The organism is Moorella mulderi DSM 14980 (genome assembly GCF_001594015.1).
In the GTDB taxonomy this organism is placed as follows: Bacteria; Bacillota; DSM-521; order Neomoorellales; family Neomoorellaceae; genus Neomoorella; species Neomoorella mulderi.
On sequence record NZ_LTBC01000007.1, the window covers coordinates 35,922 to 50,380 of the forward strand.

Consider the following 14,459-nt stretch of genomic DNA (forward strand, 5'->3'; position numbering starts at 1 on the left):
GCAAGTGCTAGAAATGTAAATCAACCTCCCCCCGGCGGGTTCGCTCCAGGCGCTCCATGGTCTCCTCCCGCAAGTTGCTATCGTCAATGGTGGCCAGGGCCGTGGCAATAGCCCTTTCACCGGCAGCCTTTAACTCCGGCGGCGCTTTTGTTACCAGGTACTCCTGGAAACTTAAGATGGCATTGGGCAGGCAGAATCGCTGGATGTCACCTTCCCGCGCCAGGCCGGTAAAACGTTTACCGGTACGGCCGGAGCGGTAACAGGCGGTGCAAAAACTGGGCAGGTGACCATGTTCCAGCAGCATGGTTACCATAGTGGGCAGGGAGCGGTGGTCGCCCACTTCAAACTGGGCTGCCGGGTCTTCAGCTTCAGCGTAGCCGCCCGGGCTGACACAGGAACCGGCGGAAATCTGGGATACGCCCATATCCACCAGTTCATCGCGGAGTTCCGGCCGCTCTCTGGTAGTCAGCACCAGGCCCACATAAGGTAAGGCCAGGCGGTAAACGGCAATTACCTTGCGGAAATCGGTATCGCTTAAAGGATGGGGAACCTCAGTTAAGGCTGCCCCCAGGGCCGGCCGCAGCCGCGGTACCGACATGGTATGGGGACCGGCGCCAAAGGCCTGTTCCAGGCTGCGGGCATGGCTGATGGCCGCCAGGACTTCAAAACGGTAATTATAGAGGCCCAGGAGCGGCCCCATGCCCACATCGCCAAACCCGGCGGCCATGGCCCGGTGCATGACCGTCAGGCGCCAGCCGTAGTCGGCCTTGGTACCTGTGGGATGCATTACCCGGTAGGTAGCGGGGTGGTAGGTTTCCTGGAAACACTGGTAAACGCCGGCCCCGGCCAGCTTCAAGCGGCGAAAGCCGGCAACCGTCTGGGGAGCAACGTTAAGGTGGACAATACGCAGGGGCGAATAGCGGTAAACCGCCTCGACAGCCTGGCAGAGATAATCAACATCGGCACCCGGCCGGCCTTCCCCGGCGACCAGGAGGACGCGCTGGAAGCCCTGTTCGGCCAGGGCCCGGGCTTCTTTACCAATTTCCTCCGGGCTTAAAAGCTTGCGTTTCAGGTCCCTGTTATCCCGGCGGAAGCCGCAGTAGAGACAGTTATTACTGCAAAGGTTGCTGATATACAGGGGAGCAAAAAGAACTATTCTCCGCCCGTAAACCCGCTCTTTAACCTCGGCTGCCGCCCGGTAAACCTTTTGCAGCATGGCGGCATCTTCTAAATTAAGGATAGCGGCTGCTTCTTCCAGGCTTAAACCCTTTAAAGAGCGGGCCTTACGTAAAATGGCTTCCAGGGCCGCTCCTCCGGGGGGCGGCGTTGCCAGGAGGGCCTCGATGGCTTTCCCATCAACTATCGCCTTCAGCTCGCCCTCATATTCATAGGCCGGTACACTCACAACAATCACCTCCGTAAAACAGAAGTCAGAAACAGGAAGTCGTACTAACTGCGGCCAATCATGCCCTCGGTAGGACTGCTGGGGCTGGCATAGGTTTTCTTGGGTATCCTGCCGGCGAGATACCCCATCCGCCCGGCTATTACTGCCTGGCTCATAGCCGCGGCCATGAGGACAGGGTCGCGAGCCTCAGCAATGGCCGTATTGATCAGGCAGGCCGAGGCGCCGATTTCCATAGCCAGGGCGGCGTCGGAAGGAGCGCCGATGCCGGCATCGACTACCACCGGGACATTGACGCGGTCGATGATGAGCTTGATGGCATCAAAATTGGGCAGGCCCTGTCCCGAACCTATGGGGGAACCCAGGGGCATAACCGTAGCCGCCCCGGCTTCCCCCAGGCGCCGGGCCACGACTACGTCCTGGGTGGTATAGGGTAAAACAATAAAGCCTTCCCGGACCAGGATGCGGGTAGCCTCAATGGTAGCCACAGGGTCAGGTAAAAGGGTTTCCTGGTCGCCGATAACCTCCAGTTTAATCATATCGGAAAGGCCGGCTTCCCGGGCCAGGCGGGCCAGGCGCACTGCTTCATCGACGGTAGTGGCACCGGCGGTATTGGGTAAGAGAGTGATCTTCTTCAGGTCCAGGTAATCCAGGAGGGATGGTCCCGGGGACTGGAGATTGATCCTGCGCACGGCTACCGTTACTATTTCCGCCCCTGAGGCCGCAATGGCCTGCTGCATGAGTTCCATGGTGGCATACTTACCGGTCCCGACCATCAACCGGGAATTGAACTCCCGCCCGGCAATGACGAGTTTATCGTCCATATTTATCCTCCTTCACAAGTTTCCTTTTTTTAAAGCTGCACTTACTGGATTCCTCCGGTGGACATCAGCCTCCCCCTACAAAGCGGATGATTTCCAGCTCATCACCTTCCTCAAGAACAGTTGTCGCGTAATCCTGCCTGGGGACAACCTGCCGGTTGCGTTCCAGGGCCAGGTAACGGCTCTCGATCCCCAGTTGCCGCAGCAGTTCTGCAACCGTCAGCCCGGCTGCTACCTCCCGCTCTTCACCATTCACCTTCAGGCGCATACATATATTGCCTCCCTCATTAGTAGTCTGTGATGCCGGCTGGTACTGCACTACTCACCTCTTACTTAGGGCCTGCTTTAATTCAGCTACAGCCCGGGCCGGGTCAGGGGCAGCCATAACGGCTGACATGACGGCCACGCCCCTGGCCCCGGCAGCAAGGCACTGCGGAGCCCTGGCGGCATTGATACCGCCCAGGGCGATAATTGGTATACCAACACTGGCCACAACTTCCCGCAAGTGCCCCAGACCCCTGGGGGGAACTCCCTCCTTGGAAGCCGTGGGGAATACATGACCGAACAGCAGGTAATCAGCGCCGGCCAGCTCCGCTTCCCGGGCGGCCGCCACGCTGTGCACGGAAACCCCTACGATTTTGCCAGGCCCTAAAAGCCTGCGGGCCACGGCCGGCGGCAGGGAGTTCTCGCCCAGGTGCACCCCGTCGGCGCCGGCGGCCAGGGCCACATCCAGGCGGTCATTGACCAGCAGCCGCGTTCCCGGCGGCAGGGCCTCCTTTATATCCCGGGTCAGGTGGTAAAGCTCCCTGCGGGGTAAATCCTTTTCCCGCAGCTGCAAGTAATCGACACCGGCCAGCTTGGCAGCCAGGTCTACCAAGGACCTGGCACCCGCCAGGCGGCGGTTGGTAATGACATATAGCCAGGCCAGGGGTAACACCTCCGTAAATTCAGATGTTTTGCTCCCAATAAAAAACCGGTGTGCCTCCTTTAGGAGGTACACCGGTTGTAAACGTTCACTCTCCCTCCGCAGGCATTACCCTGATCAGGTCAACGGGTCAGGTGCTCACTAGCCCTTTCTCAGCCCCTAACAGGAGCTCCCCTGTTAAGTTTTATATAATTTTACTATTGACAGATTCTTAACGCAAGGGTTATTTAAGGTTATTTACGCCGTATATTCCCACTTTACGCAATCACGTCTCTACAGGCGGTAATTTTCACCCGCTTTTATACTTCCAAACTGGAGGATGAAAAAGCGCCTGGAGGACATCACCTCCAGGCGCTTTTCTACCTTAGTAATCCATCCCGCCGGGCGGCATGGGAGGCGTCTTTTCTTCCTTGGGTATCTCGGCTACCAGGGCCTCGGTGGTCAGCAGCATGGCAGCAATGCTGGCCGCATTCTGCAGGGCGCTGCGGGTAACCTTGGCCGGGTCAACGATACCGGCTTTCACCATGTCAACATACTGCTCGGTGACAGCATCGAAGCCGATGCCGGGCTTTTCGTTGCGCACCCGCTCCACGATAACCGAGCCTTCCAGGCCGGCGTTGGCCGCGATCTGGCGCAGGGGTTCTTCCAGGGCCCGTTTGATGATCCGCACACCCACGGCCTCATCGCCTTCGGCCTGGAGTTTTTCCACCGCCGGGATGCAGTGGACCAGGGTGGCGCCGCCGCCGGGGACAATACCTTCCTCAACAGCAGCCCGGGTAGCGGCCAGGGCGTCTTCCACGCGGTGTTTCTTCTCCTTGAGCTCGGTCTCGGTAGCCGCACCGACACGGATGACGGCTACGCCGCCGGCCATCTTGGCCAGGCGTTCCTGTAATTTCTCGCGGTCGTAATCGGAATCGGTTTCTTCAATCTGCTTCTTAATCTGGGCAATGCGGCCGTCAATGGCCTCTTTCTTGCCGTAACCTTCGACAATGGTGGTCTTTTCCTTGGCAATCTTGACCTTCTTGGCCCGGCCCAGCATGTGGAGGTCGACATTCTCCAGCTTGACACCCAGATCCTCCGAGATGAAGGTGCCACCGGTGAGAATGGCAATGTCCTCCATCATGGCTTTACGGCGATCGCCGAAGCCGGGAGCCTTGACGGCAGCGCAGTTCAGGGTGCCGCGCAGCTTGTTGACTACCAGGGTGGCCAGGGCTTCGCCCTCGACATCCTCGGCAATGATGACCAGGGGTTTACCCGTGCGGACTACCTTTTCCAGCAGGGGTAACAGGTCATTGATAGCCGAGATCTTCTTTTCATGGATAAGTAGATAGGGTTCTTCAAATTCGGCTTCCATGGCCTCGGCGTTGGTAACAAAATACGGCGATACATAACCGCGGTCGAATTCCATACCTTCCACTACTTCTACGGTAGTGGCCGTCCCTTTGGATTCTTCCACCGTGATGACGCCGTCTTTACCAACCTTCTCCATGGCGTCGGCAATGAGTTCGCCGATACCCCGCTCATTGGCGGCAATGGAGGCTACATGGGCAATGCTTTCCTTGGATTCTACCGGGATGCTCATCTTCTTAATTTCATCCACAACAGCTTCCACAGCCCGGTCAATGCCCTTCTTGATGAAAACGGGATTGGCACCGGCGGCAACATTTTTCAAGCCTTCCAGGACAATGGCCTGGGCCAGGACGGTAGCAGTGGTTGTCCCATCACCGGCAACATCATTGGTCTTGGAAGCGACTTCCCGGCAGAGCTGGGCACCCATGTTCTCATAGGGATCTTTCAGCTCAATTTCTTTAGCTACGGTAACCCCGTCCTTGGTAATGACCGGGGAACCAAACTTGCGTTCTATGACCACGTTGCGGCCCTTCGGTCCCAGGGTGACTTTCACCGCCTGGGCAACAGCGCTGACACCCCTTTCCAGGGCGCGCCTTGCTTCCGTATCAAAGGCCAGCTGTTTGGCAGCCATGATTTCTACCTCCTTTAAATTCCTTTATTTTTCCTTAATAGCCAGGATATCGCTGTCACGGATGATCAGGTATTCCTGGCCTTCGTACTTGACTTCAGTGCCACTGTACTTGGCAAAGACTACTATGTCACCGACCTTTACTTCCGGCGCTACCCGGGTACCGTTTTCCAGGATCTTGCCCGGCCCGACGGCCACTACTTCCCCTTCCTGGGGCTTTTCCTTGGCAGTATCCGGTAAAACAATACCCCCCTGGGTTTTTTCTTCGCCGGTCAGGACCTTGAGAACGACCCGGTCGGCAAGCGGTTTGAGCATGAAAACTCCTCCTTTCACAGCATTTAGGAGTTGTTAGCACTCACCTCAGGCAAGTGCTAACAGCCAATTATTAATATACACAAGGGGTTCTCCCTTGTCAATAGTAATAACCCTAAAAAAGAATTTTTTGCCGGCGCAGGTTAACATTGAGAACCAGCCCCAGGGCCAGCATATTGGCCAGCATGGCGCTCCCCCCGTAACTAAAGAGGGGCAGGGGTATCCCCGTCACGGGCATAATACCTGTGGTCATGCCCACATTAACCAGGATATGAAAGGTAAACATGGAGGCCACGCCGCCCACCAGCAAAGCGCCAAACATATCCTTGGCCTGGGCAGCAATCCGGATCATGCGATAGAGGAGCAGGAAATAAAGGGCGAGAATACCCACGGTGCGGACGAAGCCCAGCTCTTCCCCGACTACTGAGAAGATAAAGTCGGTATGGTGCTCCGGTAGGAAATTGAGCTGCACCTGGGAACCCTGGCGAAAGCCGACCCCCCACCACCCGCCGGAGCCGATGGCGATCTGGGACTGGATGACATGGTAACCGGCACCGGTACCGCCCTGGCCGTCGTTATAGGGGTTGAGGACTACCACCAGCCGGCGCAGCTGGTAATCCTGCAGGGGCAGGGGCAGGCCAAAATGGAAGTGGGCGTAAAGGGCCAGTCCCACCAGGAGGAGACCGCCGCCGGAAATTAATAATAACAGCCTGGGGTTGGCCCCTCCTACATACAACATGCCAAAAAGGATGGCCAGTAAAACCAGGGCCGTACCCAGGTCGGGCTGTTTTAAAATTAGCAGCATGGGTACAGCTACATAGGCGAAGGGTAAGATTAAATCCTGCCAGCGGTTGAGTTTGCCCTGGCGTTTATCCAGGAAGCAGGCCAGGGTAATGACCGTTATGGTCTTGGCAAATTCGGAAGGCTGCAGGAGAAAAGGCCCGAGGTTGATCCAGCGCTGGGCTCCCTTGGCTTCATGGCCAATGAGCATGACTGCGGCCAGTAAAATTAAATTCAGGACATACAGGGGCAAGTGATAGCGTTTCAGTTGCGCGTAATCGGTAAGCAGTACCAGGGTTAACCCTGTGAGGCCAATAAAAATCCACGTCAGCTGCTTTTTAACATAGTAATAGGGATCTGTTGCCACGTTGGCCGCAGCGCTGCTAAGAACAGCCAGGCTGATCAACAACAGGGCAATAATGCTGCCCACAAAATAATAATCGAGGTTACGCCAGAGCCGGCGCTCAAACATCATTTTCCCCTGCCCTTCACGGAAGTCGAATGCAGGAAGTCGGAAGCTTGGGCGGCTCATCATCATGAGGGGAGCCTCAATTATTATATAACAGCAAACCCGGTCAGGCTATAACAAAATAGGGCAACTTTAACGTCAAAAGGAAATCCCCCGGCAAATCCGGGGGATAATTTCACGCTTTAACGGCCGTCTCCGGGCTGGTCTTAAAGGTTCGCTTGACCCTCAGGATGGGGATGTTGGCCACCAGGGCCACGGAATCGTTTTCCTGATTCAGGCTGACCTCCAGCCCCGTAGTATCGATATCCAGGTATTCAGAAATGACGTTGATTAAATCGTTTTTCAGGGCTTCCAGCAGGTGGGGGGAAACACCGGCCCGGTCATGGACCAGCACCAGGCGCAGGCGTTCCTTGGCAATTTTTTTGCTGGCCGTAGTATCCCGCCCGAAAAAACGCAGTAAAAATTCTAACACCCCGCTTGCGCCCCCTTCCTAGCCCAGGCCTATCAGTTTCCGGAGCCTGGCCATGAAGCTACTCCCTGCTTCCCAGTTCAAGAAGGGAACTTCTTCTCCTAAAAGGCGGCGGGAGATATTACGGTAGGCCTGGCCGGCCCGGGAATGCCTGTCCAGAACAGCCGGTTCGCCGCGGTTGGTGGAAATAACAATATACTCATCTTCCGGCACCACGCCGATGAGGTCGATGGCCAGGATCTCCAGCATATCCTCGATATCCATCATATCGCCTTTGCGCACCATATCCGGCCGCAGGCGATTGATAATCAAGCGCGGGGCTTCCATTTCGGCTGCTTCTAAGAGCCCGATAATGCGGTCGGCATCCCGGACGGCGGCAACTTCCGGCGTTGTAACCACCAGGGCCTTTTCCGCCCCGGCGATGGCATTTTTAAAGCCCATCTCGATACCCGCCGGGCAGTCAATCAACACAAATTCATATTCCTCGCGTAACTGGGCCATCAGGTCGATCATCTGCTGGCGGCTGACGGCCGTCTTGTCCCTGGTCTGGTTGGCCGGTAAAAGGTACAGGTTCTCCAGCCTTTTATCTTTTATTAAAGCCTGCTTTAAACGGCAACGGCCCTCGACGACGTCGAGAAGATCATACACAATCCGGTTTTCCAGGCCCATGACCACATCCAGGTTTCTTAAACCAATATCCGTATCAACCAGAACAACCTTCTTCCCCAGACTGGCCAGGCCGGTACCGAGATTGGCCGTAGTAGTCGTTTTGCCAACCCCGCCTTTACCGGAAGTGATGACAATCACTTCACCCATTTTGTTCCTCCTCTTCCTGGATCATGCTCCTGCTTAGCCATCGCTTTTCACCGCCGGGCTGGTATTTTTCAATGACGACTGCTTCATCCTGGACGCGGGCGATTTCTGGTTCTCCAGTTCCATTCTGGCCTTCATCATCAGGAGCCCTGGTAATGTAGCCGGCAATCCGCAGCTGGGTGGGCTGGAGCCGGAAGGCCATGACCACGGCCTTTTCATCGCCCTCAGCCCCGGCATGGACTACTCCCCTTAAGGTGCCCATGACAATGACATGGCCGCTGGCCACTATTTCCCCGCCGGGGTGGACGTCGCCCATGACTACCACATTACCGGGGTACTTGAACCTCTGGCCGGAACGCACCGTCCGGCAGACCAGAAAGGTGTGGTTGTCCGTGTCCGCCCCCGGTTTCCCCCTGGCAGCCGGTATCACTATCCCCTCTCGGGTGCCTGCCCCGGTGTCACCACCAGTTGAAGAAAACACGCCTCTTCTCCTCCTTGGTACCGGGCGGCAGAATCCGCTTCGGCTTTATTTAATTTTCTACACTGGTGAGGTAAATCCTGCCGCAGCAGGAAAAAAGACGGGGTCTTTTTTCCCCATCTTCTCAGCAAAAAAAGACACTCGTGGACATTATTCCACGGAAACGCCGTTAAAGGGTTTATTTAAGATCTCGGTAAGACCAAAATACTGGGCCAGGACTGCCCGGGCCACCACCCCGGCGGAATCGCCGCCGTGCCGGGCGTATTCGATTACCACTGCCAGGGCAATCTGGGGGTCATCATAAGGGGCGAAGGCGACAAAGGTACCATAGAAATCACTGTTTTTGTCATCACCGGCCAGGCCCGTCTGGGCTGTACCGGTTTTGGCCGCCACCTGGATATTGGGCGGGAAATCCCGGAAAAGAAAGCCTGCCGTACCTTCGCTGGATCTGGTCACTTCCAGCATGGCTCGCCGCACCTCGGCCATGACCTCAGGAGAAATGGTCACCTTCCCGGCTATCTCAGGCTGGTACTGTTTTTTTAACGAACCGTCGGCACCAATGACCTTTTCCACCAGATAAGGCCGCCAGCGGGTGCCGCCGTTGGCCAGGGTGGCCACATAATTGGCCAGCTGGATAATGGTATAGTTATTGGCTCCCTGGCCCATGGAGGTCAGGAAGGTATCAAAGGGCTGCCAGGTAGTGTCAAACTTATAATTAATCTGGTACTGGGCTTTAACCTGGTTTAGCTCCCTTTCCTTTTGTTTAAGGAGGTTATTCTTTTCCTCCGCGCTGGCCCCGGCCAGGAGTCCAGCATATTTCTTTTCAATCGCAGCCTCCTGGTTTTTCAACCACCGGTTCCAAACAGGGGCAAAGACTTCCTTTTTCCACGCCGGCGATGGTAGAATACCCGCAGCTTCGCCCTGGAGACCGATGGCCCCGGTAGGTTCTCCCAGGCCAAACTGGCGCGCCACCTCGTCGATTTTCTCGATGCCGGTCATATCCCCCGCCCACTGGAAGTAGGTATTGCAGGAGACGGCCATGGCCCGGTATAAATTTACATTGCCGTGGACGGCCAAGCAGTTAATGCCGCCCGGTTTCCAGTAACGGCCGGCATCATAAATGGTATCCGAGGGTTTAACGACTTGGGATTCCAGGGCCGCCAGGGCAGTGATGGGTTTAAAAACGGACCCTGGCGGGTAAACCCCCTGGATGGCCCGGTTGAAAAGGGGTTTCAGGCGCGGGTCGTTATAATAGCCCTGCTTCTTAGCGTAATTGCCGTTGACAAAATCATTGGGATTCATATCCGGCTTGCTGGCCAGGGCAAGTATCGCCCCGCTCTTGACATCCAGGACCACCGCCGCCCCGCCGCCGGCTTTGGGGTTCCTTTCCTTAGTAGCCGCAATCACCTGGTCCATGGCCTTTTCCAGGGTCTGCTGGAGTTTCAAGTCAATGGTGAGCTGTACGGTATCGCCCGGGGTGGGCGGCAAGGTTACCAGGTCCCGGACTTTACGGTTATAGGCGTCTACCTCCACCTGCTCGGCGCCCTTCTTGCCGCGCAGTCCCACTTCCCGGCCGCCCTCGTTACTGTATTCCAGGAAGGCTTCAATACCGCTCTTGCCAATTTTATCGTTGAGGCCGTAATTTTCTTCTTTCCTGGCTTCAAGTTCCTGCTGGGTAATCTGGCCGACGTAACCCAGGAGGTGACCGGCCAGGGGACCGTAGGGGTAATAACGCTGGGGTTCTTCAATAATATTTACCCCCGGCAGGTCCTTGCGGTGCTCCTCCAGCCTGGTGACCGTGGCTATCGCCCGGGGATCACTGGCCGGGAGCCTTTTGATCTCCGTTGGCTGGTAACGGAAAGGGTTATTCTTGATCAATTCTTTAATAGCCGCCGGCGTCAGCTCCGGGTCCTCCAGATAGGTGGAGAGGTTATTAATGACGGCATCCATGTCCTGGTTGGGTATACTACGGATGGTAATGACATACACCGGCTGGCTGGTGGCCAGGACCTGGCCGTTCCTATCCAGGATATCACCCCGCCGGGCTTCAATGGGGTTAATGCGGATGCGGTTCTCGGCCGATTGCTTGCTGAATTCCTGGGCATTGACAATCTGGAGAAAAAACAGGCGGGAGGTTAAGAGGATAAAGATAAAGATAACGATTGCCAGGTAGCCATTAAGGCGCCTGGAGAGTTTCAGCTTCCAATTTTCCTTTTCCTGGTCCCCCATGCTGCTCCCCCTTGATAAAAGCTATACCCCAGCAGGGCCAGGCTGCCGTTATAAACGGCCATGGGTAACACAACGTTCAGTAGCCCGGCCAGCCAGGGATATTTAAAACCGGCAAGATGCCCCACTAACAAAAATAAGAAGCCCTGACCAATGGTAGCCAGGAAAGCGAGGATAGCGGGTCCCAGGAGGTTATCCTGATTCAACCAATCCTTACTTAAACCCATCAGGTACCCGCTAACCATCCTGGTCAAGGCATTAAGGCCCAGAAACTTAGCCAGGTATAAGTCCTCCAGCAGCCCGTAGATAAAACCCAGGGCAGCTCCCCGGGGTGCCCCTTTGAGAAAGGCAAAAATTGCCAGGAAAACAGTTAGCAGGTCGGCCTTTACTCCTGCCATCTTAAGGGCCGGCAGCAGGGTTGCCTCCAGGATGAGTCCTGCCAGCCCCAGGAGCACCAGCCCCAGGAACTGCATCTTCAATGCCCCCCTTGATCCGGGTAATGACCAGGACTTCTTCCAGCCGGTCAAAGTCTACCGCTGGTTGGATAATGGCCCGTTTCATAAGCCCGTCGGGCTCGGGTAAAACTTTGACCACCGTTCCCAGGAGTAAACCCTTGGGGAAAATACCGCCCAGGCCGGAAGTGACGACTACCTGATTTTCCATCACCGGGGCATCGCGGGCGATATGAATCATTTGCAGGTAGCCGCGGTAATCCGGGCTCCCCTCGACGATGCCCGGCGTCCGGTTAACCTGGACCATGCCGCCCAGGGCGCCTTCGCGGTCCAGGATCAGCAGGACTTCCGCCGTCCGGGGTGTGACGGCAATAATCCGGCCGACCACTCCCTGGGAGGTAACCACCACCTGGTCTTTTTGCAGTCCCGCCCTGGAGCCAAGGCCCAGGATAAGGGTATGGTACCAGTTGGAAGGATTGCGGCCGATGACCGGGGCCACGGCAAAGTCAAAGGCATTGCGGTTTGCTTCCGTAAATTTAAGGAGGTTGCGCAGGCGGTTGTTTTCCTGGCGGTATTCTTCCAGCTGGATGTTGGCCGCCTTTAAAGCAGCTATTTCTTGCTTCAACGCCTGGTTCTCGGCCTGGAGGCGGCTGTAATCCCTGATTGCCGCCAGCCACGCCCCGGTTTTGTTTACCACCAGGGTAATACCCCTTTCGGCCGGAGCCAGGGCATCCCGGAGGCCGCCTTCTAAAATGCTTAAGTGCCCCCGTTCCAGGGCCGTCCAGCGCATGATGACATAGAAACTTAAGGCAGCCAGCAGCAAGATGAGAGGGGTCACGAGCTTCCGCCGGTGGGAGCCCAAAGCTCCTCCCTCCCTTTAACCTGATCGCTGCGCCGGTAAGAGCACCCGTTTCAGGACTTCAATATTTTCCAGGACCTTACCCGTACCTACAGCCACGGCCGTTAAGGGGTCTTCGGCCATATTCACAGGCATGCCCGTTTCCTGGCTCACCAGGCGGTCCAGGCCCCAGAGCAAGGAGCCGCCGCCAGCCAGGACGATGCCCCGGTCCATAAGGTCGGCAGCCAGCTCGGGAGGCGTCCTTTCCAGGCAGACCTTAATAGCCTCCAGGATGGCAGCCACCGGTTCCGCCAGGGCTTCCTGGACTTCAGCTGCCGTAATCTCAATGGTCTTGGGTAACCCGGTGACCAGGTCCCGGCCGCGGACGGCATAGGTGCGTTCTTTGCGGGCGCGGTCCTCTTCAGTATCACCAAAAAAGGCCGCCCCCAGCTCGATCTTGATCTCCTCCGCCGTCCGCTCACCAATCATCAGGTTATAGGTGCGTTTGATATACTGGGTAATGGCCTCATCCATTTCATCGCCGCCAATCCGAATGGAGCGGCTGGTGACAATACCTCCCAGGGAGATAACGGCTACCTCTGTGGTACCGCCGCCAATATCAACAATCATGTTGCCCGTCGGCTCGTAAACCGGCAACCCGGCACCGATGGCTGCCGCCATGGGTTCCTCAATGAGGTAGGCTTCCTTGGCCCCGGCCTGGAAGGCAGCTTCCCTCACGGCCCGCGCTTCCACGGCCGTAACGCCGGAAGGAACACCTACTACCACCCGCGGCCGTACCAGAAATCCCTTCGAAATGGACTTCTCAATAAAGTACCGCAACATACTCTGGGTAACATCAAAATCGGCAATGACCCCGTCCTTTAAAGGACGGATGGCGACAATATTACCAGGGGTCCGGCCAATCATCCGCTTGGCTTCTTCACCAACGGCCAGGACATTCCCCGTTCCCCGCTGGATGGCTACCACCGATGGTTCCCGCAGGACAATGCCCTTGTTACGGACATGAACCAGGGTATTGGCCGTTCCCAGGTCAATCCCGAGATCCCGGGCGAAGATCATACCTTTAGCTCCTTCCTGCTTAACTCGCACCCATTATAGTACATGATCAAATTTAAGGGCAACAGGATATAAATGGTGTCGCGTTAGCGCATGAGGGTCTTGTATAGCTATACATTATAATAAATTTCGTTCCTTAAAACTAATAAAGCGACCGTCGCCGATAATCAGGTGATCCAGCACCTCGATCCCCAGGATCTGGCCGGCTTCCACCAGGCGCCGGGTAACCTGGATGTCTTCCTGGCTGGGGGTAGGATCGCCGCTGGGGTGATTATGGGCCAGGATAATGGCTGCAGCACTGCGCCGGATGGGGTCTTTAAAGACCTCGCGGGGGTGGGCCGGGGAAGAATTAAGGCTCCCTACGGAGACATTGTCTATCCCAATCACCTGGTTTTTGGTATTCAGGGAAACGGTACGGAAATTTTCCCGGTCCAGGTAGCGCATTTCGTCCATGAGCAGGCCGGCTACATCCCAGGGGTTCTTAATCACCGTCCGGGAAAGGGTAAAGGCGGCCAGGCGCCGGCCAAGTTCCAGGGCCGCTTTCAGCTCAGCTGCCTTGGCCAGGCCAATGCCTTTTTCTTTTTGCAACTCTTCCAGGGAGGCACCGGCCAGGTACTGGAGCCCCTCGGGCCGGGAGAGCAGGCGGCAGGCCACGTCGATGGCCGTCTCGGTCCTGGTGCCCGTCCTGATGAGGATGGCCAGTAGCTCGGCATTGGACAGGGCCTGGGGCCCGGCGCTCAAAAGCCTTTCCCGGGGCCGCAAATCGGCCGGCATCTCTTTGATGGTTGTCCCCTTCTCTGCTCCCCCGGTCATTCTCCCTCTCCTCCCCACACATCCACGCCGAACTCCTCCAGGAGCTCCGCCACTTTCACCAGGGGCAGGCCGACGACGTTAAAGTAGTCGCCGTTTATCCTTTCGACCAGCAGGGCGCCGCGTTCCTGGATGCCGTAAGCCCCGGCTTTATCCAGGGGTTCCCCTGTGGCTACGTAGGCGGAAATTACAGCCGGTGCCAGCTGGCGGAAGGTTACTTCGGTGCTGGCGTGGGTAAACTTTTCTTCGCCGCCCGGGGCCCTGACTACCGCCACCCCGGTATAAACGGTATGGGTACGGCCGCTTAAAAAGGCCAGCATCGCCGCGGCTTCTGCCGGTGAGGCCGGTTTGCCAAGAACCTGCCCCTGACAGACGACAATGGTATCGGCACCGATGACCAGGCCCTCTTTACATGTACCAGCCACGGCCCGGGCCTTGGCCAGGGCCAGGGCCTCTACCCTGGCCGCCGGTGGGAGGTCCCTGAAGTTGCTTTCATCCACCTGGCTGGGGCGGACGTCGAAGCTTAAACCTATGCGTTGCAAGAGTTCACGCCGTCGCGGTGAGGCCGAAGCCAGAATTAATCTCTCCACCAGGCCATTCTTCCTTTAT

The 14,459-nt window shown here is 56.9% G+C and carries 16 protein-coding genes and 1 riboswitch; all 16 genes read right to left on the reverse strand.

All coding sequences use genetic code 11. From position 1 onward, the window contains the following. Positions 1-7: 7 nt before the first annotated feature. Complete coding sequence (hydG, locus tag MOMUL_RS09640; protein WP_062284487.1) at positions 8-1,405, reverse strand: [FeFe] hydrogenase H-cluster radical SAM maturase HydG; 1,398 nt, start codon at positions 1,403-1,405, stop codon at positions 8-10. Positions 1,406-1,449: 44 nt separating this feature from the next. Beyond that, on the reverse strand, positions 1,450-2,226 hold the full coding sequence (locus tag MOMUL_RS09645) for a thiazole synthase (RefSeq protein ID WP_062284489.1): 777 nt from the start codon (positions 2,224-2,226) through the stop codon (positions 1,450-1,452). Between the two features lie 64 nt (positions 2,227-2,290). Beyond that, positions 2,291-2,491: a sulfur carrier protein ThiS gene (gene thiS, locus MOMUL_RS09650; protein ID WP_062284491.1), complete on the reverse strand. Its 201-nt coding sequence runs from the start codon at positions 2,489-2,491 to the stop codon at positions 2,291-2,293. 54 nt (positions 2,492-2,545) lie between these two features. Then, positions 2,546-3,160, reverse strand: coding sequence for a thiamine phosphate synthase (gene thiE / locus MOMUL_RS09655; RefSeq protein ID WP_062284588.1), 615 nt, complete (start codon positions 3,158-3,160; stop codon positions 2,546-2,548). A 63-nt stretch (positions 3,161-3,223) separates the two neighbouring features. Then, positions 3,224-3,334, reverse strand: a riboswitch (TPP riboswitch). A 178-nt stretch (positions 3,335-3,512) separates the two neighbouring features. After that, on the reverse strand, positions 3,513-5,129 hold the full coding sequence (gene groL, locus MOMUL_RS09660; RefSeq protein WP_062284493.1) for a chaperonin GroEL: 1,617 nt from the start codon (positions 5,127-5,129) through the stop codon (positions 3,513-3,515). Positions 5,130-5,153: 24 nt separating this feature from the next. Continuing rightward, the gene (gene groES, locus MOMUL_RS09665) at positions 5,154-5,441 is read right to left on the reverse strand and encodes a co-chaperone GroES (protein ID WP_054936265.1); all 288 of its coding nucleotides are present in this window, start codon (positions 5,439-5,441) and stop codon (positions 5,154-5,156) included. Between the two features lie 112 nt (positions 5,442-5,553). After that, on the reverse strand, positions 5,554-6,690 hold the full coding sequence (gene rodA, locus MOMUL_RS09670; protein WP_062284494.1) for a rod shape-determining protein RodA: 1,137 nt from the start codon (positions 6,688-6,690) through the stop codon (positions 5,554-5,556). A 172-nt stretch (positions 6,691-6,862) separates the two neighbouring features. Next, entirely contained in the window at positions 6,863-7,159 is a 297-nt protein-coding gene (gene minE, locus MOMUL_RS09675; RefSeq protein ID WP_054936267.1) for a cell division topological specificity factor MinE, read from the reverse strand. Between the two features lie 18 nt (positions 7,160-7,177). Beyond that, positions 7,178-7,972, reverse strand: a complete 795-nt coding sequence (gene minD / locus MOMUL_RS09680) for a septum site-determining protein MinD (RefSeq protein WP_062284496.1) — start codon at positions 7,970-7,972, stop codon at positions 7,178-7,180. Next, entirely contained in the window at positions 7,965-8,450 is a 486-nt protein-coding gene (gene minC, locus MOMUL_RS09685; protein ID WP_084785578.1) for a septum site-determining protein MinC, read from the reverse strand. The genes minD and minC overlap by 8 nt, the downstream gene beginning before the upstream one ends. Before the next feature lie 147 nt (positions 8,451-8,597). Then, complete coding sequence (gene mrdA, locus MOMUL_RS09690; protein ID WP_062284497.1) at positions 8,598-10,676, reverse strand: penicillin-binding protein 2; 2,079 nt, start codon at positions 10,674-10,676, stop codon at positions 8,598-8,600. Continuing rightward, positions 10,643-11,146, reverse strand: coding sequence for a rod shape-determining protein MreD (mreD, locus tag MOMUL_RS09695; RefSeq protein ID WP_054936270.1), 504 nt, complete (start codon positions 11,144-11,146; stop codon positions 10,643-10,645). Before mreD ends, mrdA begins: the two co-directional genes overlap by 34 nt. Continuing rightward, positions 11,073-11,987, reverse strand: a complete 915-nt coding sequence (gene mreC, locus MOMUL_RS09700) for a rod shape-determining protein MreC (RefSeq protein ID WP_062284499.1) — start codon at positions 11,985-11,987, stop codon at positions 11,073-11,075. Before mreC ends, mreD begins: the two co-directional genes overlap by 74 nt. A 15-nt stretch (positions 11,988-12,002) precedes the next feature. Next, a complete protein-coding gene (locus MOMUL_RS09705) occupies positions 12,003-13,043 on the reverse strand; it encodes a rod shape-determining protein (RefSeq protein ID WP_062284500.1) in 1,041 nt (346 codons plus the stop codon). A gap of 114 nt (positions 13,044-13,157) precedes the next feature. Continuing rightward, positions 13,158-13,853, reverse strand: a complete 696-nt coding sequence (gene radC, locus MOMUL_RS09710; protein ID WP_062284502.1) for a RadC family protein — start codon at positions 13,851-13,853, stop codon at positions 13,158-13,160. After that, positions 13,850-14,440 carry a Maf family protein gene (locus MOMUL_RS09715; protein ID WP_062284504.1) on the reverse strand — a complete coding sequence of 197 codons (591 nt, stop codon included), beginning with the start codon at positions 14,438-14,440 and terminating at the stop codon, positions 13,850-13,852. Before MOMUL_RS09715 ends, radC begins: the two co-directional genes overlap by 4 nt. Between the last annotated feature and the right edge of the window lie 19 nt (positions 14,441-14,459).

Coding starts and splice junctions, on each gene's coding strand:
- mreD (WP_054936270.1), bottom strand. CDS start 11,146: ATGCAGTTCCTGGGGCTGGTGCTCCTGGGGCTGGCAGGACTCATCCTG.
- thiS (WP_062284491.1), bottom strand. CDS start 2,491: ATGCGCCTGAAGGTGAATGGTGAAGAGCGGGAGGTAGCAGCCGGGCTG.
- minD (WP_062284496.1), bottom strand. CDS start 7,972: ATGGGTGAAGTGATTGTCATCACTTCCGGTAAAGGCGGGGTTGGCAAA.
- MOMUL_RS09645 (WP_062284489.1), bottom strand. CDS start 2,226: ATGGACGATAAACTCGTCATTGCCGGGCGGGAGTTCAATTCCCGGTTG.
- groL (WP_062284493.1), bottom strand. CDS start 5,129: ATGGCTGCCAAACAGCTGGCCTTTGATACGGAAGCAAGGCGCGCCCTG.
- groES (WP_054936265.1), bottom strand. CDS start 5,441: ATGCTCAAACCGCTTGCCGACCGGGTCGTTCTCAAGGTCCTGACCGGC.
- mrdA (WP_062284497.1), bottom strand. CDS start 10,676: ATGGGGGACCAGGAAAAGGAAAATTGGAAGCTGAAACTCTCCAGGCGC.
- rodA (WP_062284494.1), bottom strand. CDS start 6,690: ATGTTTGAGCGCCGGCTCTGGCGTAACCTCGATTATTATTTTGTGGGC.
- radC (WP_062284502.1), bottom strand. CDS start 13,853: ATGACCGGGGGAGCAGAGAAGGGGACAACCATCAAAGAGATGCCGGCC.
- MOMUL_RS09705 (WP_062284500.1), bottom strand. CDS start 13,043: ATGATCTTCGCCCGGGATCTCGGGATTGACCTGGGAACGGCCAATACC.